Annotated in this window: 25 protein-coding genes; 13 read left to right on the plus strand and 12 right to left on the minus strand. The window is 68.2% G+C overall.

From position 1 onward, the window contains the following. Nucleotides 1–116: 116 nt before the first annotated feature. On the minus strand, nucleotides 117–1,820 hold the full coding sequence (locus EJO71_RS17515) for an SWIM zinc finger family protein (protein ID WP_125949808.1): 1,704 nt from the start codon (nucleotides 1,818–1,820) through the stop codon (nucleotides 117–119). Then, the gene (locus EJO71_RS17520; RefSeq protein WP_125949807.1) at nucleotides 1,817–5,002 is read right to left on the minus strand and encodes a hypothetical protein; all 3,186 of its coding nucleotides are present in this window, start codon (nucleotides 5,000–5,002) and stop codon (nucleotides 1,817–1,819) included. Before EJO71_RS17520 ends, EJO71_RS17515 begins: the two co-directional genes overlap by 4 nt. Before the next feature lie 130 nt (nucleotides 5,003–5,132). Here EJO71_RS17520 and EJO71_RS17525 point away from each other — a divergent pair, with 130 nt between their 5' ends. Then, nucleotides 5,133–6,227 carry a DNA ligase gene (locus tag EJO71_RS17525; protein WP_125949806.1) on the plus strand — a complete coding sequence of 365 codons (1,095 nt, stop codon included), beginning with the start codon at nucleotides 5,133–5,135 and terminating at the stop codon, nucleotides 6,225–6,227. A 7-nt stretch (nucleotides 6,228–6,234) separates the two neighbouring features. Here EJO71_RS17525 and EJO71_RS17530 read toward each other — a convergent pair whose 3' ends face one another. Next, nucleotides 6,235–7,647: a PLP-dependent aminotransferase family protein gene (locus EJO71_RS17530; protein ID WP_125949805.1), complete on the minus strand. Its 1,413-nt coding sequence runs from the start codon at nucleotides 7,645–7,647 to the stop codon at nucleotides 6,235–6,237. 91 nt (nucleotides 7,648–7,738) lie between these two features. Here EJO71_RS17530 and EJO71_RS17535 point away from each other — a divergent pair, with 91 nt between their 5' ends. Both EJO71_RS17535 and EJO71_RS17540 read left to right on the plus strand, forming a co-directional pair. Then, nucleotides 7,739–8,482, plus strand: a complete 744-nt coding sequence (locus tag EJO71_RS17535) for an NAD(P)-dependent oxidoreductase (protein WP_125949804.1) — start codon at nucleotides 7,739–7,741, stop codon at nucleotides 8,480–8,482. Further along, on the plus strand, nucleotides 8,479–9,009 hold the full coding sequence (locus EJO71_RS17540; RefSeq protein ID WP_240651422.1) for a cupin domain-containing protein: 531 nt from the start codon (nucleotides 8,479–8,481) through the stop codon (nucleotides 9,007–9,009). Before EJO71_RS17535 ends, EJO71_RS17540 begins: the two co-directional genes overlap by 4 nt. Before the next feature lie 14 nt (nucleotides 9,010–9,023). Here the strand turns inward: EJO71_RS17540 and EJO71_RS17545 are convergent, their stop codons facing one another. Beyond that, nucleotides 9,024–9,530 carry an N-acetyltransferase gene (locus EJO71_RS17545; RefSeq protein WP_125949802.1) on the minus strand — a complete coding sequence of 169 codons (507 nt, stop codon included), beginning with the start codon at nucleotides 9,528–9,530 and terminating at the stop codon, nucleotides 9,024–9,026. Between the two features lie 6 nt (nucleotides 9,531–9,536). Beyond that, nucleotides 9,537–9,893 carry a DUF2845 domain-containing protein gene (locus tag EJO71_RS17550; RefSeq protein WP_125949801.1) on the minus strand — a complete coding sequence of 119 codons (357 nt, stop codon included), beginning with the start codon at nucleotides 9,891–9,893 and terminating at the stop codon, nucleotides 9,537–9,539. A gap of 335 nt (nucleotides 9,894–10,228) precedes the next feature. Here EJO71_RS17550 and EJO71_RS17555 point away from each other — a divergent pair, with 335 nt between their 5' ends. Next, complete coding sequence (locus EJO71_RS17555) at nucleotides 10,229–10,609, plus strand: helicase SNF2 (protein ID WP_125949800.1); 381 nt, start codon at nucleotides 10,229–10,231, stop codon at nucleotides 10,607–10,609. 86 nt (nucleotides 10,610–10,695) lie between these two features. Here the strand turns inward: EJO71_RS17555 and EJO71_RS17560 are convergent, their stop codons facing one another. Next, complete coding sequence (locus tag EJO71_RS17560; RefSeq protein WP_125949799.1) at nucleotides 10,696–11,085, minus strand: DUF427 domain-containing protein; 390 nt, start codon at nucleotides 11,083–11,085, stop codon at nucleotides 10,696–10,698. A gap of 243 nt (nucleotides 11,086–11,328) precedes the next feature. Then, nucleotides 11,329–11,646, minus strand: a complete 318-nt coding sequence (locus EJO71_RS17565) for a multidrug efflux SMR transporter (protein ID WP_125949798.1) — start codon at nucleotides 11,644–11,646, stop codon at nucleotides 11,329–11,331. 105 nt (nucleotides 11,647–11,751) lie between these two features. Here EJO71_RS17565 and EJO71_RS17570 point away from each other — a divergent pair, with 105 nt between their 5' ends. From EJO71_RS17570 to EJO71_RS17580, 3 genes are read left to right on the plus strand one after another with little or no spacing between them, the layout of a single operon-like run. Further along, on the plus strand, nucleotides 11,752–12,150 hold the full coding sequence (locus EJO71_RS17570) for a helix-turn-helix domain-containing protein (protein WP_125949797.1): 399 nt from the start codon (nucleotides 11,752–11,754) through the stop codon (nucleotides 12,148–12,150). A gap of 52 nt (nucleotides 12,151–12,202) precedes the next feature. Further along, nucleotides 12,203–13,171: a tripartite tricarboxylate transporter substrate binding protein gene (locus tag EJO71_RS17575; protein ID WP_125949796.1), complete on the plus strand. Its 969-nt coding sequence runs from the start codon at nucleotides 12,203–12,205 to the stop codon at nucleotides 13,169–13,171. A 52-nt stretch (nucleotides 13,172–13,223) separates the two neighbouring features. Next, nucleotides 13,224–13,886: a heme-binding beta-barrel domain-containing protein gene (locus EJO71_RS17580; protein WP_125949795.1), complete on the plus strand. Its 663-nt coding sequence runs from the start codon at nucleotides 13,224–13,226 to the stop codon at nucleotides 13,884–13,886. Between the two features lie 3 nt (nucleotides 13,887–13,889). Here EJO71_RS17580 and EJO71_RS17585 read toward each other — a convergent pair whose 3' ends face one another. Together EJO71_RS17585 and EJO71_RS17590 are read right to left on the minus strand one after the other, a co-directional pair. Then, a complete protein-coding gene (locus EJO71_RS17585; protein ID WP_125949794.1) occupies nucleotides 13,890–15,041 on the minus strand; it encodes an SRPBCC family protein in 1,152 nt (383 codons plus the stop codon). A gap of 60 nt (nucleotides 15,042–15,101) precedes the next feature. Beyond that, on the minus strand, nucleotides 15,102–16,019 hold the full coding sequence (locus tag EJO71_RS17590; RefSeq protein WP_125950112.1) for a LysR family transcriptional regulator: 918 nt from the start codon (nucleotides 16,017–16,019) through the stop codon (nucleotides 15,102–15,104). Between the two features lie 88 nt (nucleotides 16,020–16,107). Between EJO71_RS17590 and EJO71_RS17595 the strand changes: the two genes are divergently transcribed. From EJO71_RS17595 to EJO71_RS17610, 4 genes are all read left to right on the plus strand, one after another. Then, entirely contained in the window at nucleotides 16,108–17,499 is a 1,392-nt protein-coding gene (locus EJO71_RS17595) for an acyclic terpene utilization AtuA family protein (protein ID WP_125949793.1), read from the plus strand. Then, nucleotides 17,496–17,861, plus strand: a complete 366-nt coding sequence (locus EJO71_RS17600; RefSeq protein ID WP_125949792.1) for a hypothetical protein — start codon at nucleotides 17,496–17,498, stop codon at nucleotides 17,859–17,861. Before EJO71_RS17595 ends, EJO71_RS17600 begins: the two co-directional genes overlap by 4 nt. A 48-nt stretch (nucleotides 17,862–17,909) precedes the next feature. Then, a complete protein-coding gene (locus tag EJO71_RS17605) occupies nucleotides 17,910–18,875 on the plus strand; it encodes a tripartite tricarboxylate transporter substrate binding protein (RefSeq protein WP_125949791.1) in 966 nt (321 codons plus the stop codon). A 64-nt stretch (nucleotides 18,876–18,939) separates the two neighbouring features. Beyond that, nucleotides 18,940–21,030 carry an alpha/beta hydrolase domain-containing protein gene (locus EJO71_RS17610; RefSeq protein ID WP_125949790.1) on the plus strand — a complete coding sequence of 697 codons (2,091 nt, stop codon included), beginning with the start codon at nucleotides 18,940–18,942 and terminating at the stop codon, nucleotides 21,028–21,030. Nucleotides 21,031–21,037: 7 nt separating this feature from the next. Here EJO71_RS17610 and EJO71_RS17615 read toward each other — a convergent pair whose 3' ends face one another. Beyond that, complete coding sequence (locus tag EJO71_RS17615) at nucleotides 21,038–21,817, minus strand: NAD(P)H-dependent oxidoreductase (RefSeq protein WP_125949789.1); 780 nt, start codon at nucleotides 21,815–21,817, stop codon at nucleotides 21,038–21,040. 89 nt (nucleotides 21,818–21,906) lie between these two features. Between EJO71_RS17615 and EJO71_RS17620 the strand changes: the two genes are divergently transcribed. Further along, a complete protein-coding gene (locus EJO71_RS17620; RefSeq protein WP_125949788.1) occupies nucleotides 21,907–22,800 on the plus strand; it encodes a LysR family transcriptional regulator in 894 nt (297 codons plus the stop codon). 9 nt (nucleotides 22,801–22,809) lie between these two features. Here EJO71_RS17620 and EJO71_RS17625 read toward each other — a convergent pair whose 3' ends face one another. Beyond that, entirely contained in the window at nucleotides 22,810–24,798 is a 1,989-nt protein-coding gene (locus tag EJO71_RS17625; RefSeq protein ID WP_125949787.1) for a sensor histidine kinase, read from the minus strand. Nucleotides 24,799–25,074: 276 nt separating this feature from the next. On the opposite strand from EJO71_RS17625, the gene EJO71_RS17630 reads away from it, so the two are divergent. Continuing rightward, on the plus strand, nucleotides 25,075–26,088 hold the full coding sequence (locus tag EJO71_RS17630; RefSeq protein ID WP_240651421.1) for an OmpA family protein: 1,014 nt from the start codon (nucleotides 25,075–25,077) through the stop codon (nucleotides 26,086–26,088). Between the two features lie 13 nt (nucleotides 26,089–26,101). On the opposite strand, the gene EJO71_RS17635 is transcribed toward EJO71_RS17630, so the two are convergent. Beyond that, on the minus strand, nucleotides 26,102–26,596 hold the full coding sequence (locus tag EJO71_RS17635) for an Lrp/AsnC family transcriptional regulator (protein WP_171022483.1): 495 nt from the start codon (nucleotides 26,594–26,596) through the stop codon (nucleotides 26,102–26,104). Between the last annotated feature and the right edge of the window lie 61 nt (nucleotides 26,597–26,657).

A 26,657-nucleotide genomic window follows, 5' to 3' on the forward strand; every position in this document is an offset into this window, starting at 1 on the left:
CCATCCGGCACAGTGAAGAGACGTCCAGTGACGCTTGGGAAGTGCTGTGTTCGAGGACGGCGATACGCCGTCCGGATTGCAAGAGCCTTCCCGCTCCGTTCGCAAAAAGCAGTGTATCAGCCGATGTGGGCGGTGGTCCTTTCCTGATCTGTCGTCGTCGTTGTTTTCGTCGTTTCCATCGCCGGCGCGGCGGACAGGCGCAGCGCGAGCATGTGCTCGCACGGCCCCTTGGTCATGCGGTGGCGCACGAAGTGGCTGCACTGGCATTCGCCCGAAGCCACGCGCTGGTCGGCGTCCAGCTGCAGGTTCACGAAGTATTCGCGCTGCCCGGCAGAGCCCTTGCACTTGCCGCTGAGCGAGAGGCCGCCGTCGGAGCGCGCCTGTGTCTTCACGCTCGCGATGCGGCGCGCGCGCACCAGCTCGGCGGCAGCTTCTTCCTCTGGGCTGGCGTAGCGCAGCTTGTCCATGGGCAGCGGCTCGCGGCTGAGTTCGCGCAGCCGCCACACGCCGTGCGCGATGTCATACACCACGCGCCCGGCCTGCACGTAGCCGCCGAGCGCGGCGTCGACCGTGAGCGTCGAAAGGCCGGTGGCCGCGGCAAGCTCGTCGGTGGTGGCGCGCCAGCGTTCGCCCAGCGCCGCGAACACGCGCAGCAGGCTGTCCTGGTCGACCGTGTGGCGCGGCTGCAGCAGCTCGAAGTGGCCGTTGCGCGACCAGTCGTTGGCGGTCCAGCCCGAGAGGCCGAGCGTGAATTCCATGTCGGGCAGCTGCGCCACCCAGAAGCTCGGCATGCCGGTGCCCAGCAGGTGCACCGTGAAGCCCTGCGCCACCGGCACGAGGCGCTCGAGCTGCAGCAGGCGGCGCCGGCCCCACACGCGGATGTCGGTGTCGGAGGTGGCGCTGTGCGTGGAGCGCGGGCACACCAGCTCGTGGCCCCAGGGCTCGAACAGGATGCGCACCGGCTGCCCCGGCCGCAGGATGAAGCGCAGCGAGCGCGGGCCCACGCGCTCCTTGCGCCGGCGCAGCACCAGGCAGATGTTGTGGATGTCCATCGGGTGCAGCTGCAGCCGCTGCGCGGGCAGCAGCATCGCGCTGCTCACCTGCAGGAAGCCGCGCACCCAGCTGTCGGGCACGTCGATCTTCGGCTCGTGGAAGGCCGGGTCGTTGTCGCTCTGCACCTGGAAGCCGCCGGGGTCGATGGCCAGGCGCGTCGTCTTGTAGTCGCGGATCTTCTGGAATTCGTCGTACAGCGATTCGGAGTAGTCGACGTTGGTGGTGCCGAAGGCGTGGTCGCTCACGCGGTCGAAGATGTCGTGGCTGCACGAGAACATGCCGTAGCTCGACTCGTCCTGGCTGAAGCACTCGAAGAAAACGCGGTCGGGGTGCACCGTGATCACAGGGTCGAGCACGAACCAGGCTTCGCGGTTGACCTTGTAGATGTGGTCGAAGTAGCTCTTCTGCGCGCTCATGAAGGGCTGCATCACTGCGCGCTTGCTCTTGCGCAGCTCTGCCAGCTCGTTGCTGATCGGCACCATCTGCGCCTTCAGCTGGTCGCTGCGGGCCATGAACTGCGCGAGCAGTTCGTTCTCTTGCCCGGCCAGCCATTCGAGGTACGCACTCTTGTCGCGCGGCTTGAAGCGCAGGTCGCCCACCACCACGTCGTGCAGCGCGGACATGCCTTCGCGGAACGGCAGATGGCGGTTGATGTCGGCGACGAAGTGCACCGGCGCGCGCAGCGTGTCGGGCGCGAACTGCAGCGCGGTGCTGCTGGCGGTGTGCTGCGCGCCGGAGTGGCCGAAGTAGCGGTACTGGAATCTCATGCGGCGGGCCCTCCGGTGGGGGCGACGGAAGGCGGCGAGCGGCGCGGCGCAATGCTGCGCACCGCGGCGGTCTGCAAGGGGTTGTCCAAGGCGGGGAAGAGGGCCTGGATGCTTCGCAGCCCGGCCACGTACTGGGCGCGTTCGGTGATTGCACCGGTGACGGCCTGCCGCGCGAACACGCGCGCCACGATGCGTGCGATGTCTTCCGAATGCGCCGCCTGCGCCGCCAGGAACTCCATGACGCGCGCCTTGGCCAGCCGGCCCCGGTTGGCCTGCGACAGCACGCTCAGGAAGTAGGGCTCCAGCCGCGCCAGCACGTCGGCATTGCGGCTCGCGGCCGAGGCCAGCCAGTTGGTGACGAAGAGCTGCATGCCAGCCGACGGATGCTGGCTGAGCTGCAGCATGTAGGTGGTGACGTCGGTCACGTCGAAGTGCGTGGTGAGCAGCTCGCGGCCCAGGCGCTGGGCGCCTGCGTCCTTGTGGTCGCACAGGCGGACCAGCAGCGCGGGCGTCCACTGGCTGGCGCTGCTTTGCGCGCCGAACCACTGGCGGGCCCAGTCGCGCGCGTCGTCCCAGCGGCTGTCGAACATGCGCAGCGCGTCGCCCAGGTTCGCGAGCGTGCGCTCAGGGTTCGCGGCCAGCTGGTCCATGGCCCAGCGGCGTGCGGCGGCGGTGTCGACGAGGCCCAGGCTGGCGGTCTGCAGCACGTCGAAGCCTTGCGGGTCCTGCTGAGGCAGCAGCCATGCGCCGAGGCGTTGTGCGCCCTTGCTGCGCGCTTCGAGCAGGCGCAGCGTCACGGCAGGTTCGCCGCGGCGCGTGTGCTCGGCCAGCGGGCCGCACAGCCATTGCAGCAGCGAATCGAACACGCCCTCGGCGGCTTCGGCGCGGAACAGTTCGTCGCGCAGCAGCGGCATCAGCGCGGCGCCGAAGTCGGGGTGTGCGGGCAGCAGTTGTGCGAGGCGGGGCGCGACGGCCGAGCGCACGGCCGGCATCGGGCTGCTGCAGAAGGCCGCGAAGAGCTCGGGCTGTGTGACCAGCGTGGCGTCGGGCAGGGAGGTGAAGAGCCGCACGCCGGCACCGCGCAGTCGCTCGTCGTCCGACTGCAGCAGCCGCGTGAGCACCTCCACCGGCAGGCCCTGCACCGACGCGGGATGCAGCAGCAGCCATTCGGCGGCGGTGCGCACCACGTCCGGGCTTGCATGGTCGAAAAGCGCGAGCAGCCTGTTCAGCGGTGCCTTGGCGGCCGCCGTGCGCAGCAGGCCCTGAAGAGCCCACTGCACGTTCTCGCAGATGGCGTCGAGCTGGGGCTGCGCGGCATCGCAGGCCGACAGCCACGCGAGCAGCTCGGTGGACAGCGCATCGAGCGTCGAGGGGTTCGGGGCAGCGGCCTGCAGCAGCAGGCGGGAGGCACGGCGCACTTCGGCATCGGCCGAGGTCAGCAGCATCAGCAGCAGGTCGACCTGCTGGCTGTAGAGGCCCGGGTCCTGCCCGATGTATTCGAGCGCCAGTGTGCGTGCCTCGGCCAGCGGCGAACCCAGCAGCGCGGGCAGCCAGGGCAGGGCCGGCTCGCCCGCCGAGATGCGCTGGCGCGCGATGGCGAGGGCGAAGCGCGCGGTGTCGTCCCAGGTGCTGGCAAGCAGGCGCCAGACCGTGGGTGCCTCGAGGGCTTCGCAGAAGGGCTTGTTGTCCCGCAGCGCGCGTGCGGCAAAGGCGTGCACAGCGGCGCAGCGGCCTTGCTGCATGAGCTGCAGCAGCGCCTGGGGATGACGGTCCCAGCGCTCGGGCCAGGCTTCGGTTCGGTTCAACCGCTGCACGGGCAGCGGCGTGCTGCGGCGCCAGTGCAGGCCGCCGCGCTGGGCTTCCCAGTCGGGGTCGTGGCGGTGCAGCAGTTGCATCAGCACCAGCCAGCGGCTGTAGGGGCCCGTGTGCCAGCTGCGCGGCTCGGGCGTCCAGCGCGATTCGCGTTGCTGGCCGGCAGTGCCTGCCTCGGCGTCGTCGGCGGCGAGAAGCACGCCCAATGCAAGCCGCAGCCAGTCGGCCTCGTCGGCCGTGCCGGCCAGCGCCAGCCGGCGCAGGTTGCGCCATGTACGGCGGCGCAGGTAGTCGCGCGTGCGCTGGCTGTAGGCGAGCCGGCTGTCGGGCCGCACGATTTCCTTTGCGATCTCCACGTAGCGGCCATTGACCTGCGCCCAGCGGCCGCCGGTGCGGAAGGCCGCGCGCTGCGTCTCGAGGCGCTGGTGCAGCACGCCGAGCAGGGGGTAGTCGCCCGCGAACTCCGCGCCCTTGTAGAGCCGGCGCCATGCGCGGAAGCTGCCTGCCGCGAGCTGCAGCGTCGGCGCGATCTCCAGCAGCGCGGCGCGCGCAAGCCCGTCGGTTGCCGGGCTTTCGAGCAGGGCGAGGTCGAACAGCTGCTCGACCCATGCGGCGTACTTCAGTCCGTTCCAGAGCGCGGGGTCGGCCAGATGCTGCCGCAGCAGCGGCATGGCCTGCCCGGCGGGCGCTTCGCCCATGGCGGCCCAGGCGCGGCGCAGCGGAGCGGGCCAGTCGTCGACGATGCGCGCCGCTTCGGCCGCGCGCTGTTCCGTGGGCCAGAGGGCGAGCGCGGCCCAGCGTGCGGCGCGGGTGACCACGGGCGTGCGGCCGCGTCGGGAGAGTTCGCGCATCGCCTCGAAGGCGCCGCCGTCGCCGCAGCGGCCGATGGCCCATGCGATGCAATAGTCGAGCATCGGCTCGCCGGTTTCGATGTGGTCGACGAGTTGCGGCACCGCAGCCGCCAGGCGGCGCTCGCCGATGCGCCACACCACGCGGCTGCGGCGCACCGGAGGTAGCAGGCGCCACGCGTCGGGGCGGATGCCGGCCAGCAGGACGGCGTCGCCGGGATGCGCGATGGTGGTGGGGGCAGGGGCTGCCGCAACGGCTGCGGCGGTCGAGCCTTCGAGCACATAGCCCTGGGCGATCTGCGCCGCCACGGCGAGTTCGAAGGCTGCGGTGGCGGCGTCGAGTGGCAGTGGCGACGGGGTGTGGACCGTCTCCTTCCACTGCAGCCCGTCGCGGCTGGTGCTCACATGCACCACGTGGCCCGGCGCTTCCGGCAGGGCGAACAGTTCCACGGTACTGAAGCCAGCGGCGCCTGTCGCGCCCGGCTTCGTGCGGATCAATTTCTCGGAGCGAATGCGCTTCACGCGGAGGCCTCCCCTGCCTTCGGTTGGTGCTTGTGCTTTTTCGTATCGCCGCGCATCTTAGCGGGCCGGCGTGCAAATCGTGTCCATGTGTAGCATCGGGGCCTGAGATTCACCCTCGCATATCTTTCCCATGCCGAATGCAGAACAGGCCTCCCGGTCGAGCTTTCTCTATTTCACGGGCCAGGGCTCGGACAAGGTCTACCAGGTGCACCTGCGTCCCAAGGACGACGGCTGGGTGGTCGACTACGGCAACGGCCGGCGCGGCGGCACGCTTTCCACCGGCACCAAGACCAGCAGCCCGGTCGCCTACGAGGCGGCGCTGAAGATCTACGACAAGGTCGTGAAGGAAAAGACGTCGAAGGGCTACACGCCCGACCAGTCCGGCGCGCTCTACACCTCGACCGACCTGGCCGGCCGCATGAGCGGCGAGCTGCCGCAACTGCCCACGCTGATCCTCGAAGAGCAGGCCGCGCGCTACTTCGACGACCCGGGCTGGGGCCTGCAGGAAAAGGCAGACGGCGAGAACCGCATCCTGCTGATCGAGGGCGAGGCGGTGCGCGGCACCAACCGGCGCGGGTTGTTCGTCGACATTCCGCAGGCCTGGGTCGGTGCTGCCGGTGCGCAGGTCGGGCGCACCGTGATCGCCGGCGAGCACGTGGGCGATGCCTTCATGGCTTTCGACCTGCTGGAGCTTCACGGGCAGGACCTGCGCGATGCGCCGTTCATCGAGCGCTTCGGGCACTTGGGCAAGGTCGCGGGGACCGTGCCCTGGATGACGGTGCTCGAACTCGAACTCAGCGCCGAAGGCAAGCGCCGCCGTGCCGCTGAACTGCTGGTCGCGCATGGCGAAGGCTATGTGCTCAAGGCGCTCGACGCGCCGTTCTCCGCGGGCCGCAGCAGCACCAGCCTGAAGTTCAAGTTCAACCAGAGCGCGACCTGCGAGGTGATCCGCGTCAACGCGCAGCGCTCGGTGGCCGTGGGCCTGCGCGACGAAGCCGGCGCGATGGTCGACCTGGGCAACGTGACCGTGCCGCCCAACGAGGCGCTGCCAGCGGTGGGAGCGCTGGTCGAGGTGCGCTATCTCTACCGCTACGCGGGCGGCAAGTTCGAGCAGCCGGTCTACAAGGGCCAGCGGACGGACATGACGACCGCGGACGCGGTGCTGTCGCAGGTCACGCGAATCAAGGACCGAAGCGCGGCGCTCGACGACGACGAAGCAGCCTGAGCGCTGCTCAGCCGAAGGCCGTGCGCAGCCTGGCTGCGAGCCGGTTTGCTTCGGCGGCGGTGGCGATGTTGGTGAACCCCATCAGCAGACCCTGGGCGCCAGGACCGGCGACGCCGCGCGCGGAGAGCGGCTGGCAGTTCAGCCCCGCCTGCCGGGCGCGCAGGGCGAGCGTCGCGTCGTTTTCGCGGCGCCCGTCGAAGCGCGCGATCAGGTGCATGCCGCCGCTGCGCAGGTCGATGTGCACCGAGTCGCCGAAGGCCTTCTGCAGGCCTGCGACCAGCATCGCGCGCCGCCTTGCGTAGAGCAGGCGCATCTTCTTCAGGTGGCGCGGAAAGTGCCCCTCGCGCATGAAGTCGGCCACCACGGCCTGCGTGACCTGCGGGCTACCGTTCGACCAGATACGCGCAGCCTCCTCGAAGCGCGTGCGCAGCGATTCGGGCACGACCACGTAGCCCAGCGCCAGCCCGGGGTAGAGCACCTTCGAGAAGCTGCCCGCGTACAGCACGCGGTCGTTGCCGTCGAGGCTCTTCAGCGCGGGCAGCGGCGCTCCGGCATAGCGGTATTCACCGTCGTAGTCGTCCTCGACGATCCATGCGTTCGACTGCGAGGCCCATTCGAGCAGCTGCAGTCGGCGCGCGAGCGTCATCGATACGCCCAGCGGCGCCTGGTGCGAAGGCGTGACGATGGCCATGCGTGCCTTCGGCGCCTTGCGCAGGCCCCGTGCGACGACGAGGCCGTCTTCGTCCACCGGCACGGGTATCGTGCGCTGGCCGGCGACCCGCAGTACCTCCTGCGTCGGTGGAAAGCCAGGGTCTTCGACCCACACGCGGTCGTCCTTCTTCAGCAGCGTGCGCGCGACGAGCGCGAGCGATGCGCGATAGCCGCCCGTCACCAGCACCTGCGAGGCATGGCACGAGACGCCGCGCGACACCAGCAGGTAGGCCGCGATGGCTTTGCGCAGCGGCGGGTAGCCGCAAGGGTCGCCGTAGAACATGTCGGCCGCGCTCATGGCTCGCGCACGACGGGCTGAGAGGCGTGACCACAGCTTGCGCGGGAAGGCGTCGAGCGCCGGAATGCCCAGCTGCATCGACGGCGGCTCGCCCGGCTGCTTGAGCGGATCGCCGGGCACCTTCGCATCCGTGCGGCGGGGCTGTTCCTTCCGCGCCGGCCGGTGCGGCGGCAGCGACGGGGAAACCACGGTGCCGGCTTGTCCGCGCGAGGAGAAATAGCCTTCGCCCGTCAGCTGGTTGTAGGCCGTTTCGACGGTGCCGCGTGCCACGCCGAGCTCGGCGGCGAGGCTGCGCGCGGAGGCGACGCGGTCACCGGGGCGCAGCACGCCCTGCTCGATGGCGTTGCGGTAGCGCTCGTAGATCTGTCGGAACAGCGGCGTTGTTTTCGAGCGGTCGAGCTTGGGCGTCATGGCCTGGTCGTTTTCATCATTCTTGGCTCTTTTCGATGAGGCATCGTAAATCCATGATCGGCCTCCCAAGAGCATGGAAGGAAGAAGCGCAATGAGCGAGAAGGTATTTTTGGCGGGCGCGGCCGGAGCAGTCGGCACCGCGCTGGTTCCGATGCTGATCGAGGCGGGCTATACCGTGTACGGCAGCACGCGTCGCGCCGATCGAGCGGGTGTGCTGGAGGCGCAGGGCGTGCACCCGGTCGTCGTCGACGTGTTCGACGCGGCGGCGCTGCGGGCCGCACTGGTGCGCATCGCGCCGTGGGGCGTGGTCCACCAGCTCACCGACCTGCCGAAGGACCTGGACCCGGCCCGCATGGCCGAGGCAGCGGTACTCAATGCGCGCGTGCGTACCGAGGGCACGCGCAACCTCGTGGCTGCCGCGCAGGCGGCGGGTGTGAGGAAGCTGGTGGCGCAAAGCATCGTCTGGGCCTACGCACCGGGGCCAAGGCCTTTTACGGAAGAGCAGCCGCTCGACACGGAGGCCGAGGGCGTGCGCCGCACCAGCGTCGGTGGCGTGGTCGCGCTGGAGCAGAGCGTTATGACGGCGCAAGGCATGACCGCGACGGTCTTGCGCTACGGACAGATCTACGGGCCGAACACTTCGACCGAGGCGCCCAAGGGGCCGAGTCCGCTGCACGTGGAGGCTGCGGCACGGGCCGCCTTGCTGGCACTCCAGTGCTCGACCGGTGGCATCTTCAACATTGCCGAGGATGGTGCCGAGGCCAGCAGCGAGAAGGCGAAGCGCGTGCTGGGATGGCGCGCGGATGCGCGGCTGTCGCAGGGGGCGTTGCGGTGAACGCGGTGCCTCTTTTCGCGCACCGCCGTGCGGGCACAGGGCTCGCCGCGCTGGCGGTCGCCGCGGCGGGCTGGGCGTTGCTGCCGCATGCCGGCAGGCAATCGACCATCCAGTTCATCGACGACATCTGCAGCAGCGTGAGCCGGCCGATGTTCTCGTCGGCGCCGGCCGCCGAAGGCTCGGGCGCCGCCGCGCGGCCGCAGACCTCGTCCAGGGTGATCTCGTGCGAGGCATTGCCCAACGTGCCGGGCAAGTCGGTCACCACGGTGATCGTCGACTTTCCGCCAATGGCCTATTCGCCGGCTCACCGGCATCCAGGCTCGGTGACAGCCATCGTCCTCGGAGGCACGGTGCGCTCGCAGCTGGCCGGCAGCCCGGTGGGCGACTACAAGTCCGGCGAGACCTTCTTCGAGCCGCCGGGCACTTTGCATCTGTTCGCGGAGAACCCCGACCCGGTCAAGCCGGCGAGGCTGGTGGCGGTGTTCGTGGCCGAAGAGAACTGCGGGCCGCTGTTGCTGCCGCCCTGAGCTCGCCGAGGCGCTCAGGCCGTCGCCTCGAAGGCCGCGTGATACGAAACCGTGCCTGAAGGCATTGCGCCGGCCACGAGCAGCGCCTGGAAATACTGCGCCGGTACGCCGGGGTAGACCAGCGCAGGCGTGGCCGCGAAGCCGAAGCGGCCGTAGTAGGCGGGGTCGCCGAGCACCACGCAACCGGATGCGCCCATGCCGCGCAACGCAGCCAGCGCTTCATTCACGAGCCGTGTGCCGATGCCGCGTGCCTGCTGCCCGGGCACGACCGACACGGGGCCGAGCCCGTACCAGCCGGGCGAGTCGCCGGAGATGCGCACCGGGGAGATGGCGACGTGCCCGACGATCCGTCCGGCATCTTCCGCGACGAGCGATACCGAAAGCTGGCCGGCGCGCCGCAATGCGTTAACGATGAATTGCTCGGTGCGGCTCGAATGCTCGGCCTCGAGAAAGGCCGCGGCCGTGACGGCCTCGATGGCCGGTGCGTCGGCGGGCGCTTCGTTCCGGATGTCGATGCTCATCGGCTGCTACCGCACTCTTTCACCGTCGCGCACCGATTCGACCGCGCCGTTGTAGAACCTCACGATCCCGAGGAAGTTGCCCTGACCCCGGTGGTACACCCAGTCTTCCATCGGTACGCACGCCTGCGTCACCACCTGCTGCGCCGGGCCGCCGGGGTAGGGTGAAAGCACCCACGCTACCTGCGGGCGGGGCACGCAGACGAAATCCTTGGACATCGGCTCGCCGCACTTCTGCACCACCGAGAACTTGGAGTCGCCCACGCCGGAGAGCGTGCCGCCACAGCTCAGCGACTGGGCGGAGGCGCTGCCGCCGTGCATGAGGGCGGCTGCGAAGAAGAGGGCGCTCGAGGCGATGAGGCGCATGGATCTACGGATTCCTTGTTCGATCCGCGACTGTAGCCGGGCGCCGAATACCTCTTTGCAATCCGTGTGAAGGACGGTGGCGGGGCAGCATGGCAAAGCCGGGCATCTTCTTCCTGGCGTACTGCGATTGTTTCCACCGCATGAACGCCGCGGTTCCTTTTGCTGCGGGTTTTTACCTATTCGCCGGCTCACAATTCATTCCACAGACCAGCACGCAAGCCGATCTGGATGAACAGGCCCCGAGCGAGGTGGCCGCCTCCGAAAGGGACGGTGCCCCACCCAAGACCGGTTCGAAACCATCCCGTATGCAAAGAACTGAACTGAAGGAAATCCAAATGACCGCCTCGAAGCTCCTCTCCGCCATCTCCATCGCCCTGCTGGCAGCCGCCGGTGCCGCCCATGCCGAAAGCTATGAAGGCGTGCAACAGCTGACGTCGGCCGCAAGCCGCGCCGACGTTGCCAGCCAGGCCGTGGTGGCCGCACGCAGCGGCAACCCGTATGCCGATGGCGCCAACCAGGGCCCCGTGCAGCTGACCGCCTCCACGACCAGTCGCGCCGCCGTTCGCGCTGAAGCAGTGGCAGCCGCCCACAGCGAGAACCCGTATGCAGAGGGCGTGACCTCGCGTGTGGCTCCGGTCCTGGCCAGCGGCCTGGATCGCTCCACGGTGCGTGCCGCGGCCCGTGCTGCCGCTCGTGGCGACGCTCTGCCGCTGTAATCGGCAACGTACGGCGCATACGCGCAAAGAAAAAGCCGGGCCCGCGAAAGCGGGCCCGGCTTTTTCTTTGGTGCCTTGCCGGATTGCTAGAAGACGCGCTCCTCGATCGGACCCACGCGATCGGGATAGAACGCCACGTAGTCCTTGATCTCCGCGACCGGGTCGTACGGCGACTCGTAGGTCCACACCGCATTCACCGAGCGTTCGCCACCGGCCGGAATGCTGAAGTAGCTGCACTCGCCCTTGTACGGGCAGTAGGTCGCGTGCGAGGTGCGTTCCAGCAGCGACATCTTCACGTCCTTGCGGGGGATGTAGTGCACCGCTCCGAAATGCGGTTCGCGCAATGTCAGCGCTTCGCGCGTATCGGCAATGACGCAGCCGTCGACCGACACCACCACGCGAAGCGGGTTGGGTGCGATGGTGATCGGATGGTCGGGGCCGGGGGTCTTGATGGTGCGTTCTGCGGTGGCGAACATGAACATGCTCCTTCGGTCAGATCGGGGTAACGCAAGAATCGGCGGATGCGCATATTGCCGCGATGCGGTGGCGATTTGAAGTCACCCCGAAATCGGCCCTTTGGCAGAGTGGTTAAAGCCATCGAGGCCGAAAGAATGGCTCTGGAAGCCTTTCTTATGGTGATTCGGAAAATAAGGAATACCGAAGTTCCATCTTTTCGCTTTGCGAGTTGCGTGTGGTCACGAATGTGTGTTCTTCATGCGTCAGCTTTCGATGAAGCGTAAGCCCACGGCGCCGCCGATGACCAGCGCGATGCACGCCATCCGTGCCGCCGAAAGCGCCTCGCCGAAGAGCAGCACGCCCATCAGCACCACGCCCACCGAGCCGATGCCGGTCCAGATCGCGTACGCCGGGCCCAGCGGCAGGTAGCGCAGTGCCTTGGCGAGCAGGTAGATGCTGAGCAGTGCGGTCAGCACGCCGATGGCCGACGGCACGAGCTTCGACCAGTCCTGCGATTGCTTGAGCGCCGCGGCCATCGCGATCTCGACGAGACCCGCGGCCAGCAGAAATATCCAACCCATGAAAACTCCTTCGGTGTCGTTGTGCAAGAAACGGGAACCCGATAATTCCGGGCAGGGCACCGATCGACAAGTACGCACCTTCCGGTAACCATGGGAAATTCAAAGATGCCATCGAGGAAGGCCACGGCTGTGGCAGAAGCCGCGGCTGCACCGGCCGACGTGTGGAGCGCCGGCTGCCCCTCGCGCCGTGTGCTCGAACTCATCGCCAACAAGTGGGCGCTGCTGATCATTCCGCTGCTGCGCGGAAAGCCGCAGCGCAACAACGAACTGCTGCGCAAGGTCGGCGGCATCTCGCAGAAGATGCTCACCCAGACCCTGCGCGATCTCGAACTCAACGGGCTGGTGCTGCGCGAAGACCACCAGACCGTGCCGCCGCACGTCGAGTACAGGCTGAGCCCCATCGGCTTGTCGCTGAGCAGGACGCTGATCGCGGTGGACCGCTGGGCCGAGGCGAACCATGCGCAGATCGACGCGGCGAGGCAGGCCGCGCGCGAGCGGGCCTGAGCGCCGGATTCGGTGATAACTTCGCGCGACCCCACGCCATCGAAGGACCGAAGTGAAGAAGAAGCAGCTTGCCGTTTTCCTGCTCGCCAGCCTGCTGGCTGCCGGTGCATGGGCGCAGGCCTGGCCCTCGAAGCCCGTGCGCGTGATCGTGCCCGCACCGGCGGGCAGCTCGCTCGACCTGATCGCACGCACGCTGGCCGACCGCCTGCGCGTGATGTGGAAGCAGCCCGTGGTGATCGAGACCAAGGCCGGCGCGGGCGGTCTCATCGGCATGGACACCGTCGCCAAGGCACCGCACGACGGCTACACGCTCGGCATCGGCTTCAACGGCCCGATCGCGTTCGGCCCCTACATGTATGCACGCATGCCCTACGAGCCTTCGCGCGACCTGACGCCGATCGTGCTCACGACATCGCAACCCAACGTGCTGGCGGTGCAGGCCGACAACCCCGCCAACACGCTGCCCGAGTTCGTCGAGTGGGCGAAGAAGCGCGGCAACAGGTTCAGCTATGCGTCGGTGGGGGCGGGCAGCTCGTCGCATCTCACGATGGAGCTGTTTCGCAGCGTGACGCACATCGAGGCGGTGCATGTGCCGTACTCGGGCTCGCCGCCCGCCGGGCTCTCGCTCGCGGCCGGCGACACGCAGGCGCTCTTCACGGTGGCACCCGCGCTGCTGCCGCTGATCCAGGGGCAGCGCGTGAAGCTCATTGCCATCACCAGCGTGAAGCGCTCGGAGCTCATGAAGGACCTGCCCACCGTGGCCGAGTCGGGCTATCCGGGTTTCGAGTCGCTCGCCTGGAACGGCTTCTTCACCGCCAGCGGCACGCCGCCCGAAGTGGTGCGGCGCATCAACGCCGACGTCAATGCCGTGCTGCGCGAGCCGGCCGTGCGCGAACTGCTGGCCAACCAGGGGCTGGTGGCGGGCGGCGGCTCGCCGGAAGAATTCAGGGCCTTCATCGACAGCGAAGGCCGCAAATGGGGTGCGATCATTGCCAAGGTCGGCATCCGCCTCGACCAGTGAGCGACACTCCCGGCAGACAACCCACGCAAGAAGACTTCAGGAAGAGAAGAACATGGAACAGCAGTTTCCCCGCGACATCTACACGGAACCCGAGCCCGATCCGCACACGCTCGCCAACCTGGGCCCGCTCACTGGCCTGGCGGGTATCTGGACCGGCACGGTCGGCCACGACGTGAGCCCGAAGGAGGACGGCCCCGAGGCCGAGGCCTACATCGAGCACGCCGAGTTCCAGCCCATCGACGCTCAGACCAACGGGCCGCAGATCTTCTACGGGCTGCGCTACCACCTGCGCATCGTCAAGCCCAATGACGTCGAGAGCTTTCACGACCAGGTCGGCTACTGGCTGTGGGAGCCCGCCACCGGCGCGCTGATCCAGACGCTGACGATCCCGCGCGGACTCACGGCCATGGCCACCGGCCGCGCGAAGGCCGACGACCGCAGCTTCAGGCTGGAAGCCGTGCGCGGCGGCGAGACCAACGGCATCGTGGCCAACCCCTTCCTGGAGCACGCGTTCAAGACGCTGCGCTACAGCATCGAGGTGACGATCCACGACGACGGCAGCTGGTCCTACGAGCTCGAGACGGTGCTGGACGTGCTCGGAAAGCCCGAGCCCTTCAGCCACACCGATCGCAACACGCTGCGCAAGATCGGCGAGCCCACGCCGAACCCCACCGCGCGGGCTGCGATGGAAGAGGAAAAGAGCGGCGCGGCCTGAGGGCTACGCTGCGAGCGCCGCTTCCACGTCTGCGTGGAAGCGCGCCGAGCAGCACTCCGTCGCGCCGAAGTACAGCGACTTCTGCGCGCCGCTCGCAAGCGTCGATTGCACCGACACGCCGAGTGCGAAATCTTCGTCGAGCGCACCCCAGAACGAATCGATGTTCCTGCGCCAGTAGTTCTCTGATTTCTCCGTCTTCGGCAGCTCGGGAATCAGCGTGCTCGCGATCACGCGCGAGCGGCCCGGCGACTCCGGCAGCACCGTGAATGCGTTGGCGTGGTCGCCCTCGTGCAGGATGAAGGTCGCGGGGAAGAAGTAGTAAATGATGTTCGAGTGCGGCCCCACCCGCCATTCGTGCTCGGGCACGTCGCGCAGCCCCTCGATGCTGCGCTTGGGCAGGAAGAGGCGCTGGTGCTGCCGCTCGTGGTCGGCGACCAGCAGGTTGTCGTGGAAGAGCGCGGCGATGCTGTCGCGATGCGCGTACTGGAAGTGGTACGTCTCCAGGTTGGCCTCGAAAGGGATCTTCCAGTTGGCTGCATTGTCGAAGGCGCGCTGGTGAAAGGGCACCCAGCCGTCGTAGCCCCATGAGCGCAGGTCGGCACCGAAGCGGCCCAGCCATGTGTCGATGTCGAGCTTGGCGCTTTCGCCATCGGCCACCACGCGCGGAACGGCCCAGACGAAGCCCAGCGCCTCCGCGACCGGCACGCGTGCAAGGCTGCATTGCGATGCCGGTGCATGCGGAAAGTCCTCGGCCGAAGGGCGGCCGCGCAGCGCGCCGTCGAGCCCGTAGGTCCAGCTGTGATACGGGCAGATCAGCGCGCGCTGGCCCGGCGATGCGCCCGGCTGCTTCAGCCTTGCGCCGCGGTGGCGACATGCGTTGACGAAGCCGTTGAGTTCGCCGTCCTGCCCGCGCACGAACAGCAGCGGCATGCCGGTCACGTCGATCGCGAAGGAGTCGCCGGCATTCGCGAGCGAGGCCGAAGGGCACAGCGCCAGCGGATGGCGCCGGAAGATGCGTTCCACTTCCTGCTCGTGGCGTTCGGGATCGAGATAGCGCGCCACGGGGCTTAGGGTGGGCTCACCGCGCTCGCTGCCGCCGGTCTCGATCAGCGTGAGCGCGCGCCGGATCAGGGCGATCTGTTCTTCGTGCTGCATGCGCGCGATTGTGGCGAGCCTCTGGCGCGCCGGCTTGTCTCAACTGGTCGTGTTCGGCCGTCAGTCCAGCCGCAGCGAGCCGAGCCGTTCAACGATCAGGTCATGCAGCGTTTGAGCCGCCACCGACAGGCTGCCCTCGCGCCGCTGCACGACGTAGAGCGTGCGCGTGAGGGAAGGCAGAGGCAGTGGCCGCGTCACCAGCGTCTCGCGCTGGAAGTGGAACAGCGTGAGCGCCGGCACCACGCTGATGCCGAGCCCGGCTTCGATGAGCCCCATCACGGTGGCCAGGTGCTCCACCTCGAACACCGCATTCAGTCTTTGCGGGTGCAGCGCCGCATCGAGCGCTTGCCGCACGCTGCTGTTGCGAGCCATCTGGATGAAGGGGTGGGGCGCGATCTTCTTCACCGTCAGGCGTGGTTCGTGCGCAAGCGGATGGTCGGCGCGGCACACGAGGTGGAAGCGGTCGGTGCAGAGCTTGCGGGCGAGCAGGTCGCTGTCGGCCGTGCCGCCGGCGCCCGAGGCGGCGAGCGCGAAGTCGGCCTGGCCGCTGCGCACGAGCGCGATGCAGGCGTCCGACAGCGCATCGTCCAGGTCGACGCGGATGCCCGGCCAGGTCTGCATGAACTCGGCGAACACGTTGGGCAGCCAGCCGGCCGCGAGCGAAGGCAGGGCGGCCACGCGCACGCGGCCTTTGCGGCGCTCCACGTGGTCGGCAAGGTCGTCCATGGCGCTGCCCATGTCGTCGAGCAGCCGGCGCGCGGAGCCCTCGAACAGCCGGCCTTCGGGCGTGAGCTGCACGCTGCGCGTGTCGCGGTCGAACAGGCGCGTGCCGACGGCGTCCTCCAGCGTGCGGATCAGCGCGCTGAACGCTGGCTGCGAGAGATGGCTGCCCTGCGCCGCGCGCGTGAAGTTGCGGTGCTCGGTCAGCGCGAGAAAGGCGCGCAGCTGGCGCGTGGAAAGGTCGGGCGTCTTTCTCATCATGTCTCTCTTGTTATTTGAAATGCGGATCAATCGATCCGGATTTTCGATTTTACGGATGGCTGGCCGCTGCCTACAGTGCACGGCAATGAACTCCATTGCCCCGCCCACGCTGCTGATAGGTTGCGCCGCCGGCTTCTCGGGCGACCGCACCGACGCTGCCGGGCCGGTGGTCGACACGCTGATCGCGCGCCTGGCCAGCGGCCCCCAAGGGCAGCGCGCCTTCCTGATCTTCGAGACGCTGGCCGAGCGCACGCTCGCGCTGGCCCAGCTTCGCCGCCGCGACAACCCCGAGGCAGGCTACGAACCGCTGCTCGACCCCATGCTGCGGCCCGTGCTCGCACGCTGCCTGGCGCACGGCATCCGCATCGTGAGTAATTTCGGCGCGGCCAATCCGCGCGCTGCCGCCCGGCACATCGCCCGCATGGCGCGAGAACTGGGCGCGAATGCGCCGCGCATCGCGGTGGTGGAGGGCGACGACCTCTCGGGCCCCGAACATCGCGCGCTGCTGGACGAAGCGCTCGGCGCGCGCATGGAGGGCCTGCGCGTGGTGAGCGCCAATGCCTACATCGGTGCCGAGCCCATCGCCGCCGCGCTCGATGCAGGCGCGCAGATCGTGGTGTGCGGCCGGGTGGCAGACCCATCGCTGACGGTCGGCCCCGTCATGTCGCACTTCGGCTGGCGAGCCGACGACTGGGACCGGCTGGGCCGCGCGACCATGGCCGGCCATCTGCTCGAATGCGGCGCGCAGGTCTGCGGCGGTTACTTCGCCGACCCGGGCTACAAGGACGTGCCGGGGCTGGAGGCTGTCGGCTTCCCCATCGCGGAGATCGACGCCGATGGCCGCTGCACCATCGGCAAGGCCGACGGCACCGGCGGCCTCGTGAGCGAGGCGACGGTGAAGGAGCAGCTTCTCTACGAAGTGCACGACCCCGCGGCCTACCTGACGCCCGACGTGGTCGCAGATATTGCAGATGCCGAAGTGCGGGCACTGCCCGGCGCGGATCGCGTCGAACTCTCCGGCGTGCGCGGCCACGAGCGGCCAGGCCGCTACAAGGTCAACGTCTGCCATGAAGGCGGCTGGCTGGCCGAGGGCGAGATCTCCTACGCAGGGCCGCGCGCCGAGGCCCGTGCGCGGCTCGCGGCGGACGTGCTGAAGAAGCGCCTCGACGGGCTCTCGCTGCGTGTGGACCTGATCGGCGCGCTGAGCATCTTCGGCGACGACGCCGGCCGCGCGCTGGCGGATACGCCCGATGCCGGCCTGCGCGACGTGCGCCTGCGCGTCGCGGCCACGCATGCCGAGCGGGCGCAGGCCGAACGGCTGGCGCGCGAGGTGATGGCGCTCTATACCTGCGGCCCGGCGGGCGGTGGCGGCGTGCGCACTGCGCTTACGCCCCGGCTCAACACGCTGTCGTGCCTGCTGCCGCGCGAGGCAGTACCGGTGCGCTTCGAGCTGATCCCGCAGGAGGAACTGTCATGAACGGCATTGCAGACACCGTCGAAGTGCCGCTGTACCGCGCTGCCCACGGCCGCACCGGCGACAAGGGCGATCGCTCCAACATCAGCGTCATCGCCTGGCATGCACAGCTCTTCCCCTTGCTGGTCGAACAGCTCACGCCGGAGCGTGTCGCGGCGCAGTTCCACCACCGTGCGCCGTCCCAGGTGCAACGCTTCGTGCTGCCGAAGCTGCACGCGATGAATTTCGTGCTCGACGCGGTGCTCGACGGGGGCGTCAACGACGCGCTGAACCTCGATGCGCACGGCAAGGCGCTTTCCTTCCTGCTGCTCGACATGCCGATCCGCGTACCGCGCGAGCTGGTGCCGCTGCTGGCCGGGCCGTAGCCGCAATCCTTTTTTCTTTCCCAAGCCATTCCATACGGAGACAAGACAATGAAGCGATTTCCCCTTACCGCGCTGACCGCCGCCCTGGCCCTGGCGCCGCTGCTGGGCCATGCGGAGGCCTTTCCCGAGAAGCCCATCACCTTCGTCGTGCCGTTCGCGGCAGGTACCGCCACCGACCAGATCGCCCGCGCGCTCGGCACACAGATCACGGCCGAGACGAAGCAGGCCGTCGTCATCGACAACAGGGCCGGCGCCAGCGGCTTCATCGCCTCGCAGAACGTGGCCAAGGCGCCCGCCGACGGCTACACGGTGCTCATCACCACCAACACCACGCATGCGGCCAACGAGCACCTGTTCAAGAAGCTGCCCTACGACCCGGTGAAGGACTTCGCTCCCGTCGCCGCTCTCGGCAAGGGTGGGCAGATCATGGTGGTGAACCCCACCTTCCCCGCGAAGAGCGTGGCCGAGTTCATCGCACTCGCGAAGAAGGAGCCAGGCAAGTACAGCTTCGGCAGTGGCAGCTCGTCGAGCCGGATGGCTGGCGAACTGCTGCAGCAGATGGCCGACATCAAGCTGCTGCACGTGCCCTACAAGAGCAACACGCTCGCCGTGACCGACCTGCTGGGCGGCCAGATCAACATGATGATCACCGACACCGCCACCGGCCTGCCGCAGGTCAAGGCCGGCAAGCTGCGTGCGTTGGGCTTTTCCAGTTCCGCGCGCTCGCCGCTCGCGCCCGACGTGCCCACCATCGCCGAGGCGGGCGTGAAGGGCTACGAGATGGGCTACTGGTTCGCGGCCTATGCGCCGGCGAAGACGCCGCCGGCCGTGGTCAAGCGGCTCAACGAGCTGCTTGTGAAGGCTGCGAAGAGCGAGGCCGCGAAGACCGCCTTCTACGAGCCGACCGGCACGGAGGTGTTCACGAGCTCGCCCGAGGAACTGGCGAAGTTCCAGGCTGGCGAATCGCAGAAATGGGGCCGCATCGTGAAGACGGCCGGCATCGAGGCCGAGTAGCCCGCGCGCCGTAGCGGGGATCGGCGCCGCCAACGCACAAGACACACAACGAAGGAGACAAACCATGAAACGCTGGAGCCTCAGGGCTGCCACGGTGGCTTCGGCCGCCCTTTTTCTTCTGAGCGGCTGCGGTGGAAGCGGCGGTGGAGGAGGCGGCCTGCTGTTGCCGTCCGCCGCCACGCCGCCGGCCACGACGCCGCCCGCAGCCACCGTGGCACCGAAATACAAGCTCGCCATCACCGCGACCGAGGACGTGCCCGGCACCTTCGGCAGCGTCGGCACCTACCAGAAGATCAGCGGCACCTTCACCGGCGAGGTCGATCCGAAGGACGCGCGCAACGCGATCATCCAGGACCTGCAGCTCGCGCCGCTCAACGCCAACGGCAAGGTCGAGTACACCTCCGACTTCGTGCTGTTCAAGCCGAAGGACATGAGCAAGGCCAGCGGCGTGCTGCGCTACGACGCACCGAACCGCGGCAACATCGTGAACCTCGATCCGTACTTCGCCTCGCGCGGCTACGTGTTTCTCACGGCCGCATGGCAGGGCGACGTGCCGGCCGCCACCGGGAAGCTCACGCTGAAGGTGCCGGTCGCCAAGAATGCCGACGGCAGCAGCATCACCGGCACCTATCGCGCCGAACTGCTGCCCACCGCCGCTACCAACGATTCGCTGCCGCTGCCCGGCGGCCCGTTCAACGCGGCCATGAAGGCCTACGCCACCGCGAGCCTCGACAACACGAAGCCCGGCTATGTGCTCACGCGCCGCATCAACGAAACCGATGCGCGCCAGCTCATTCCAGCGAGCGACTGGAAGTTCGCGAAGTGCAGCGCCGCCGCGCCGTTCCCCGGCACGCCGGACGAGACGAACGTGTGCCTGAAGGACAAGTGGGACACAGCGTACCTCTACGAGCTGGTCTACGTCGCGAAGGATCCGAAGGTCATGGGCCTGGGCCTCGCGGCGCTGCGCGACATGATCACCTTCTTCCACCGCGATGCGAGCGATTCGGCGGGCACGGCCAACCCGGTGGCCGCGGCCATCAGGAACACGATCGCCTCGGGCGTCTCGCAGTGCGGCAACTTCATGAAGACCTTCGTGCACCTCGGCTTCAACGAGGACCGCACGGGCCAGAAGGTGTTCGACGGCGTGTTCGCGCAGATCGCGGCGCGGCAGACCAACATCAACATGCGCTTCTCGATTCCCGGCGGCGGTGGCGGCGTGCGTGCCGACCACACGGCCTTCGGCCAGGCCGGCACGCGCGGCCTCTCGAAGGACTACGTGGACGACGTGGCGCAGCGCCGCGGCGGCATCCTGTCGCGCTGCGAGGCAAGCGGCACCTGCCCCAAGCTCTTCATCGGGTTCAGCGGCACCGAGTTCTACGTGCTGCAGGGCTCGCCGCTGCTGACTGACGCCTGGGGCACGACGGACCTCGTGCAGCCCGCCAACGCGCGCGTCTACTACTACGCGAGCACGCACCACCTGCTGGGCCTTGCGTCGCTGCCTGGCACGAGCGCCGGGGCTCTCTATGCGACCAATGGCAATGCCGGCGTGATCCCGGTGGTGCGCGCGCTGTACCAGAACCTCGAGGACTGGGTCGTCAAGGGCACCACGCCGCCCGACAGCCAGGTGCCGAAGATCGCCGACGCCACGCTGGTGCGGCCGCTGCAGGTGAAATTTCCGGCCATTCCAGGCGTGAACTACACGGGCCTGGTCAACACCTATTCGCTGCTCGACTGGGGCCCGAACTACCGGCCGCAGGACGAGAGCGGCATCGCCACCCAGGTGCCGCCGGCCTACCTGGGGCGCGACTACGCGATCCTGGTGCCGCAGGTGGACACCGACGGCAACGACGTCGCAGGCATCCGCAGCCTCGACGTGGCCGTGCCGCTGGGCACCAACACCGGCTGGAACTACACCAGCGTGCCCGGGCGCATCGACCAGGCGGGCCTGTTCGGCTCGTACTTCCCGCTTGCGAAGACGGCTGCGCTGCGAGGGAGCGATCCGCGGCCGTCGCTGCAAGAGCGCTACACCGACCAGGCGGGCTACGTGGCGGCGGTGACGGCCGCAGCCAACGACCTGGTGGCGAAGCGCTTCATGCTGCGCGTGGATGCGGACGCGGCGATCGCAAACGCGGTCGCCAACCCCGTGCTGCCCTGAGACCGCCTCAGGCGGTGTGCGCAGCGAAGCCTGTCTTGCCCGGCGCGATGTCCTCGCGCAGGGTGAGTGCGGGAATCTCGTAGTCCCCGGCGTTCTGGCGGCGGAAGGGAATCGGGTCGGCGGTGAAGAGCGTGTCGAGCCGCTGGCCCAGTTCTTTGGTGATGCGCGCGAATGCGGCTTCGTCGACCTTGCCGGTGCGGTGCACGACGTAGGGCGGCAGCACGTCGAAGCCGGGGTAGTAGAGGATGCCGTGGTGGATCGGGAAGAGCAGGTCGTCCATCGGCCCGTTGATGCCGCGCGGCGCGTAGTGCGAGGCCCAGCCGCCGGTCGTCACCACCAGCATCGCGCGCTTTCCGGCCATCGTGCCTTCGCCGAAGCGGTCGCCCCAGTGCTTGTCGGAATGCTCGCCGACGCCATAGGCAAAGCCGTAGGCGTAGATGCGCTCGATCCAGCCCTTGAGGATGGCGGGCATCGAATACCACCACAGCGGGAACTGCAGGATCACCGCGTCGGCCCAGAGCAGCTTGTCCTGCTCGGCTGCGATGTCGGTGGTCTGCGTGCCGGCCTCGAAGGCCAGGCGCGATTCGAGTGAAGGGTCGAAGCGTTCAGCGGTGACGTCGCGCGAGGGAAAGTCGTCGGCGTCTAGTGCCGGCTTCCAGCGCATGGCGTAGAGGTCGGACACTCGCACCGAATGCCCGGCGGCCGTGAGCCGCTCGAGCATGAAACGGTGGAGCGATCCGTTGAGCGAGGCGGCTTCGGGATGGGCGACTACCAGAAGGACATTCATGATTCGAAGAGGGTTCGAGTGGAGATGCCCTCAGGTTAGGCTTCGTGGCGATATATTGGAAATGAATAGTCTGAATTCCAGGAATTGCCATGAACAATTTCAGCCGCCTCGATCTCAACCTGCTGGTCACGCTCGACACGCTGCTGGCCGAACGCAACGTCACTCGCGCGGCCGAGCGGCTGAACCTGTCGCAGCCGTCGGTGAGCGTGCAGCTCGCAAGGCTGCGCGAGGTGTTCGCCGATCCGCTGCTGCTGCCCGCGCAGCGCGGCATGCGGCCTACTGCGCGAGCCGACGAACTGCGCGAGCCTTTGCGTGAAGCACTGGAGGCGTTGGGCAGGGCGGTGGCGCCGACGAGGCCCTTCGACCCCGCCGAGGCCAGCACCACCTGGCGCGTTGCCGCGGCCGACTACGCCGAATCGGCCATCCTGCTGCCGGCGCTGGCCGGGTTGCGTACAGCCGCACCGAACACGCGGCTGGCCGTGGTGGAGGCGGTGCCCTCGCGCATGGCACGCCAGCTCGAAAGCGGGGAGCTCGATCTGTTCTTCCACACCAGCGTGGGCGCGCCGCCTGGCCTGCACGCGCGCGTGCTCTTCAATGAGCGCTATGTGCTGGTCGGGCGCGCCGACCATCCGCGCCTGAAGCGCCGGCCGACGCTCGCGCAGTTCTGCGCGCTGGAGCACGTGGTGGTGTCGCTTGCCGGCGGCGGCTTCACCGGTCCCACGGACGAGGCGCTTGCCGAAAAAGGGCTGGCGCGGCGCGTGGTGCTGTCGGTGCCGCACTTCCTTTTCATGATGTCGACGGTGGCCTCCACCGACATGGTCGCGATGCTGCCCGAGCGGCTGGCGCGCGGCGCGGCCGGGCTGCGCGTGGTGGAGGCGCCGCTGGAAGTGCCGGGCTACGAGATGGCGATGCTCTGGCACGAGCGCCGGCACCGCGATCCGGCTCACAAGTGGCTGCGCGAGCAGATCGTCGCGAGCCTCTGAGCCAGCTCCTCAGAAGGTGCTGATGGCCGCCTTGTCGGTCTCGGCCTTGCGGTGCAGCGGCAGCCAGAGCGTGAAGCGCGTTCCGGCGCTGCCGGACTGCCAGCCCACGGTGCCGCCGATCGCCTGCGCGCGCCGCTGCTGGTTGCGCAGCCCCCGGCCGCCCCGGCGCATGGCCTCTTCCACGTTGAAGCCTCCGCCGTTGTCCTCGACCACCACGCACACGCCGTCGTCGATCGTCGCGGTGCTGATGCAGATGGTGGTGGCCCGCGTATGGCGCAGCACGTTGGCCACGCACTCCTGCACGATGCGCAGGATGTGCAGCGCGCCGTCCGGGTCGAGCCAGGGCAGGGCGGGCACGGGTTGCACTTCCCACTGGAGCGCGATGCCCGCGCTCTCGATGCGCGGCGCGAGGCGGAAGCGCATGGTCGCCAGCAGCAGGAGCAGGTCGGCTTCCACGCTCTCCATGGAGTCGATCACCAGCCGCAGGTCTTCCATGCAGCCCTTGAGCACGCGGGAAATCTCGGCCTCGGTCATGGCGCCTCTTTCCACCGAGCGGATCGCGCTGATGAGCGAGGAGCCCAGTCCGTCGTGCATGTCCTGCATCAGGCGACGGCGCTCGGCGTTGAGCATGTTCTGGTTCTCGATCACGCGCAGCCGCTGGTAGCTCTGCTCCAGTTCGGCCTCCCGCGCCTGCAGGCGCTGGGCCAGGCCCCTGTTCAGCCGGCCCACCTCGGCGAACGCGCCGGTGTAGCGCTGGAACATGATGTACGAGAAGACGAAGAACAGGCTGATGATGGCGTACGGAGACATGTACACGCTCTCCGGGCTGACGAGGTTGTTCTGCAGCAGCCCGTCGTAGGAGGTGAGCGCTACCGCGAACACCGTCCAGCCCGCCACCAGTTGCCCCTCGGTCAGCTGGGTGCGCAGCGACTTGCGCAGGTTCACCGTGAAGATCAGCACCGCCATGGGCAGTACCGCCAGATTGAGCAGCGGCGTGAACAGGTAGAGATTGACGATCTTCGTCGACAGCTGCGGTAGCGTCGTGATGTTGCAGGCCAGCACCAGCGCGATGGAGATGCGCGTCAGCCAGACCGAGGGCTGCTGGTGCAGGCGCTGCAGGAAGAGGTGGATGAGGATGATCAGCCAGAGCAGGCTGGAGACGGTCATCCACTCGAACCAGTCGTCCGAGATCGGGATGTAGCTGCCGCCCGCGTAGTAGTGGAGGGTGCGCAGGAACGCCATCGCCGAGATGGCGAAGAACAGCAGGTAGAGCGATTCGCGCCGCCTGCCCAGCCATACCGCGAACGCGAATGCGCCGACCGCCAGGAAGGCCGCGCTGCCCATGAACGGCAGCTGCACCTGCAGCAGCTGGCGGACCTGGTAGCGCCAGCTCAGCGAATCCTCGTTGCCCACCCACACGGTGGAGAAACCGCTGCCGCTGTTGCGCAGGCGGTCCACGCGGATCATTACCGACCGTGGCGGCAGTGCGCCGGCCGTCGCGTTCAGCGGCAGCAGCAGCGGATGGTTGTAGCCGTTGTGGATCGGGCTGCCGTGCGACTGGTAGAGCAGGGCGCCGTCGCCGTACACCGCGATCTGGCCGAGGGTTTTCCAGCGTGGGAGATAGAGCAGCTGCGGCTCGTGCGAGGGCGGCCGCCCGGCGAGGTCGATGCGGTACCAGTCCGTGATCGTGCGTGTGCCGCTAGATCCGTCGGGCACCAGTTCGCGCCCGACCGTGTGGGGGAGGTTGATGGCCCGCCAGCCCTCGGTCGGCAGCTTTGCGTCCTCGACGCGCTGCGGCGGTGCGGTGTAGCCGGTGCCGGGGATGGAGAGCAGCTCGGCCCGGGTGATGTGGAGCTCGGCTTCACGTTGTGGGGATGCCGGCGTTGCTGCCGCCGGCTCAGCGGCGTTCGCACAGGGCAGGAGAGCCGGCGCGACGGCCAGCAACAGATTCGCGATCCACTGGCCGACTCGCCAACAGCCCTTGCTGCCCAGCTTCATAGATCGCTTTTGCCTTGGACGTCACTTTTGTTGGATGCGCCAGCCCAACGCCGACGCCATTCAGCCGCTCGAGGCGAGGCCCGAACCCCCGCTCTCGCGAGCCGGGCGCAATTATGTCCCCGGCCGGATATTCCGGTGATCCGCGGGACATGCGCGAAAGCGAGGCCCGGCCATGGCATAGGCCGTCCGTCGAATGCACAGCGGCGGCGGTGCTCCCTAGCATGGAGCGCGTCGCGTTTTCTCCTCCCTGTCCATGTTTCCTTTCCGGGCCTGCCGATGAAACAGCCTGCCTTCCTGGCCTTACTCGTCCGCCTGGCCGGCGCGACCCTGCTGTCGCTGCACGCCGGCGCATTCGCCGCCGAACCGGGCAAGGACCACCCCTTGGTCGGCCGCTACGAGGGCTCGGTGCTCGACGGCTACAAGGCGGCCGCCTACGACGAGGTCGGGCTCATCAAGGAGCCGTTCCAGAACTGGGGTGGCGGCAAGCCCGACCTGCTCAGGACCGAGGGCAAGGTGACGCTGTACCTGTACCGGCTGCCCAAGGACCGTTCGCTGCTCGAGGTGCAGCGCAACTACGAGGCCAGCCTGAAGGCCAAGGGCTTCGAGGTGCTGTTCAGCTGCGGCACGGCCAACGCCTCGTGCTACAAGCCGCGCCCCGGCAGCGTGGACACCAACACGCCCTACGACTTCGCGCTGGCATTCGACGACCCCGAGTGGCCCCGCCTGGGCAGTCGTGGCGATTACGCCCGCAACTATTTCGCCGTGAGCGGCCGCTACCTGCTGGCAAGGAAGACCGGGCCTTCGGGCACCGTCTACGCCAGCATCGCGCTGGCCGAGCACAACGCAGATGTCGGCAACCACGCCTTCGTGCGGGTGGTGGAGAGCAAGGCGATGGAAGAGAACAAGATCGTGTTCCTCGACGCCTCCGCCATGCAGAAGAGCCTGGCGGAGACGGGGCGCGTGAACCTCTACGGCATCCTGTTCGACCTCGACAAGGACGTGATCCGCCCCGAGTCGCAGCCCACGCTCGACGAGATGACCAAGCTGATGCGCAACAACCCGCCGCTGAAGCTGTCGGTGGTGGGGCACACCGACGCGCAGGGCGAGGCGAAGCACAACGACGACCTGTCGAAGCGCCGGGCACTGGCCGTGATCGGCGTACTGGTGAAGGCCGGTGTGGACCCGCGCCGCTTCACCACGCGCGGCGCTGGCGCCTCGGAGCCGGTGGCGCCCAATGACAGCGAGTCGGGGCGGGCGAAGAACCGGCGTGTGGAACTGATCCGCCTGTGAGTTCGTCCCCCGCTCAGATGACGGGCACGCTGGCTTCCTTGAGCACGCGCAGCACGAAGTGCGACTTGCTGTGCCGGATGCCCGGGATCTTGTAGAGCTTCTCGCGCAGCAGCCGCTCGTAGTCGCGCGTGTCGCGCACGGCGATGCGGATGTAGTAGTCGTAGTCGCCCGAGACGAGGTAGGCCTCCTGGATCTCTGGAATGGTCGCGAGCGTGCGGCCGAAGTCGTAGAGCGTCTCGTCGGTGTGGCTCTCGAGCGTGACCTGCACGATCACCGAGTCGTGGTAGCCGAGCTTGGCCGGGTCGACGTCCACCGTATAGCGCTTGATGACGCCCGTGGCCTCCAGCTTCTTGATGCGGGTCCAGCAGCTGGTGGGCGACAGGCCGACCTCGCTGCCGATTTCCTGCAGGGTCTTGCGCGAGTCGAGCAGCAGCACGCGGAGGATCGCCAGATCGGTCTTGTCGAAAGATCCTTCGCCTTCATTCGGTGTTTGCCGATTGGTTTTCATGAATCGAGCTTAAAGAGCCAAAAGAAAGAAGCATATTTTGCGCCGAAAACGGAAGAATTGA

Source organism: Variovorax sp. 679 (assembly GCF_003952185.1).
Taxonomy (GTDB): domain Bacteria; phylum Pseudomonadota; class Gammaproteobacteria; order Burkholderiales; family Burkholderiaceae_C; genus Variovorax.

Bases quoted from the DNA above. Each gene is read 5' to 3' on its own strand.
- EJO71_RS17515 (WP_125949808.1), bottom strand. From the start codon at position 1,820: ATGAGATTCCAGTACCGCTACTTCGGCCACTCCGGCGCGCAGCACACC.
- EJO71_RS17525 (WP_125949806.1), top strand. From the start codon at position 5,133: ATGCCGAATGCAGAACAGGCCTCCCGGTCGAGCTTTCTCTATTTCACG.
- EJO71_RS17530 (WP_125949805.1), bottom strand. From the start codon at position 7,647: ATGACGCCCAAGCTCGACCGCTCGAAAACAACGCCGCTGTTCCGACAG.
- EJO71_RS17535 (WP_125949804.1), top strand. From the start codon at position 7,739: ATGAGCGAGAAGGTATTTTTGGCGGGCGCGGCCGGAGCAGTCGGCACC.
- EJO71_RS17545 (WP_125949802.1), bottom strand. From the start codon at position 9,530: ATGAGCATCGACATCCGGAACGAAGCGCCCGCCGACGCACCGGCCATC.
- EJO71_RS17550 (WP_125949801.1), bottom strand. From the start codon at position 9,893: ATGCGCCTCATCGCCTCGAGCGCCCTCTTCTTCGCAGCCGCCCTCATG.
- EJO71_RS17555 (WP_125949800.1), top strand. From the start codon at position 10,229: ATGACCGCCTCGAAGCTCCTCTCCGCCATCTCCATCGCCCTGCTGGCA.
- EJO71_RS17560 (WP_125949799.1), bottom strand. From the start codon at position 11,085: ATGTTCGCCACCGCAGAACGCACCATCAAGACCCCCGGCCCCGACCAT.
- EJO71_RS17565 (WP_125949798.1), bottom strand. From the start codon at position 11,646: ATGGGTTGGATATTTCTGCTGGCCGCGGGTCTCGTCGAGATCGCGATG.
- EJO71_RS17570 (WP_125949797.1), top strand. From the start codon at position 11,752: ATGCCATCGAGGAAGGCCACGGCTGTGGCAGAAGCCGCGGCTGCACCG.
- EJO71_RS17580 (WP_125949795.1), top strand. From the start codon at position 13,224: ATGGAACAGCAGTTTCCCCGCGACATCTACACGGAACCCGAGCCCGAT.
- EJO71_RS17585 (WP_125949794.1), bottom strand. From the start codon at position 15,041: ATGCAGCACGAAGAACAGATCGCCCTGATCCGGCGCGCGCTCACGCTG.
- EJO71_RS17590 (WP_125950112.1), bottom strand. From the start codon at position 16,019: ATGAGAAAGACGCCCGACCTTTCCACGCGCCAGCTGCGCGCCTTTCTC.
- EJO71_RS17595 (WP_125949793.1), top strand. From the start codon at position 16,108: ATGAACTCCATTGCCCCGCCCACGCTGCTGATAGGTTGCGCCGCCGGC.
- EJO71_RS17600 (WP_125949792.1), top strand. From the start codon at position 17,496: ATGAACGGCATTGCAGACACCGTCGAAGTGCCGCTGTACCGCGCTGCC.
- EJO71_RS17605 (WP_125949791.1), top strand. From the start codon at position 17,910: ATGAAGCGATTTCCCCTTACCGCGCTGACCGCCGCCCTGGCCCTGGCG.
- EJO71_RS17610 (WP_125949790.1), top strand. From the start codon at position 18,940: ATGAAACGCTGGAGCCTCAGGGCTGCCACGGTGGCTTCGGCCGCCCTT.
- EJO71_RS17615 (WP_125949789.1), bottom strand. From the start codon at position 21,817: ATGAATGTCCTTCTGGTAGTCGCCCATCCCGAAGCCGCCTCGCTCAAC.
- EJO71_RS17620 (WP_125949788.1), top strand. From the start codon at position 21,907: ATGAACAATTTCAGCCGCCTCGATCTCAACCTGCTGGTCACGCTCGAC.
- EJO71_RS17625 (WP_125949787.1), bottom strand. From the start codon at position 24,798: ATGAAGCTGGGCAGCAAGGGCTGTTGGCGAGTCGGCCAGTGGATCGCG.
- EJO71_RS17630 (WP_240651421.1), top strand. From the start codon at position 25,075: ATGAAACAGCCTGCCTTCCTGGCCTTACTCGTCCGCCTGGCCGGCGCG.
- EJO71_RS17635 (WP_171022483.1), bottom strand. From the start codon at position 26,596: ATGAAAACCAATCGGCAAACACCGAATGAAGGCGAAGGATCTTTCGAC.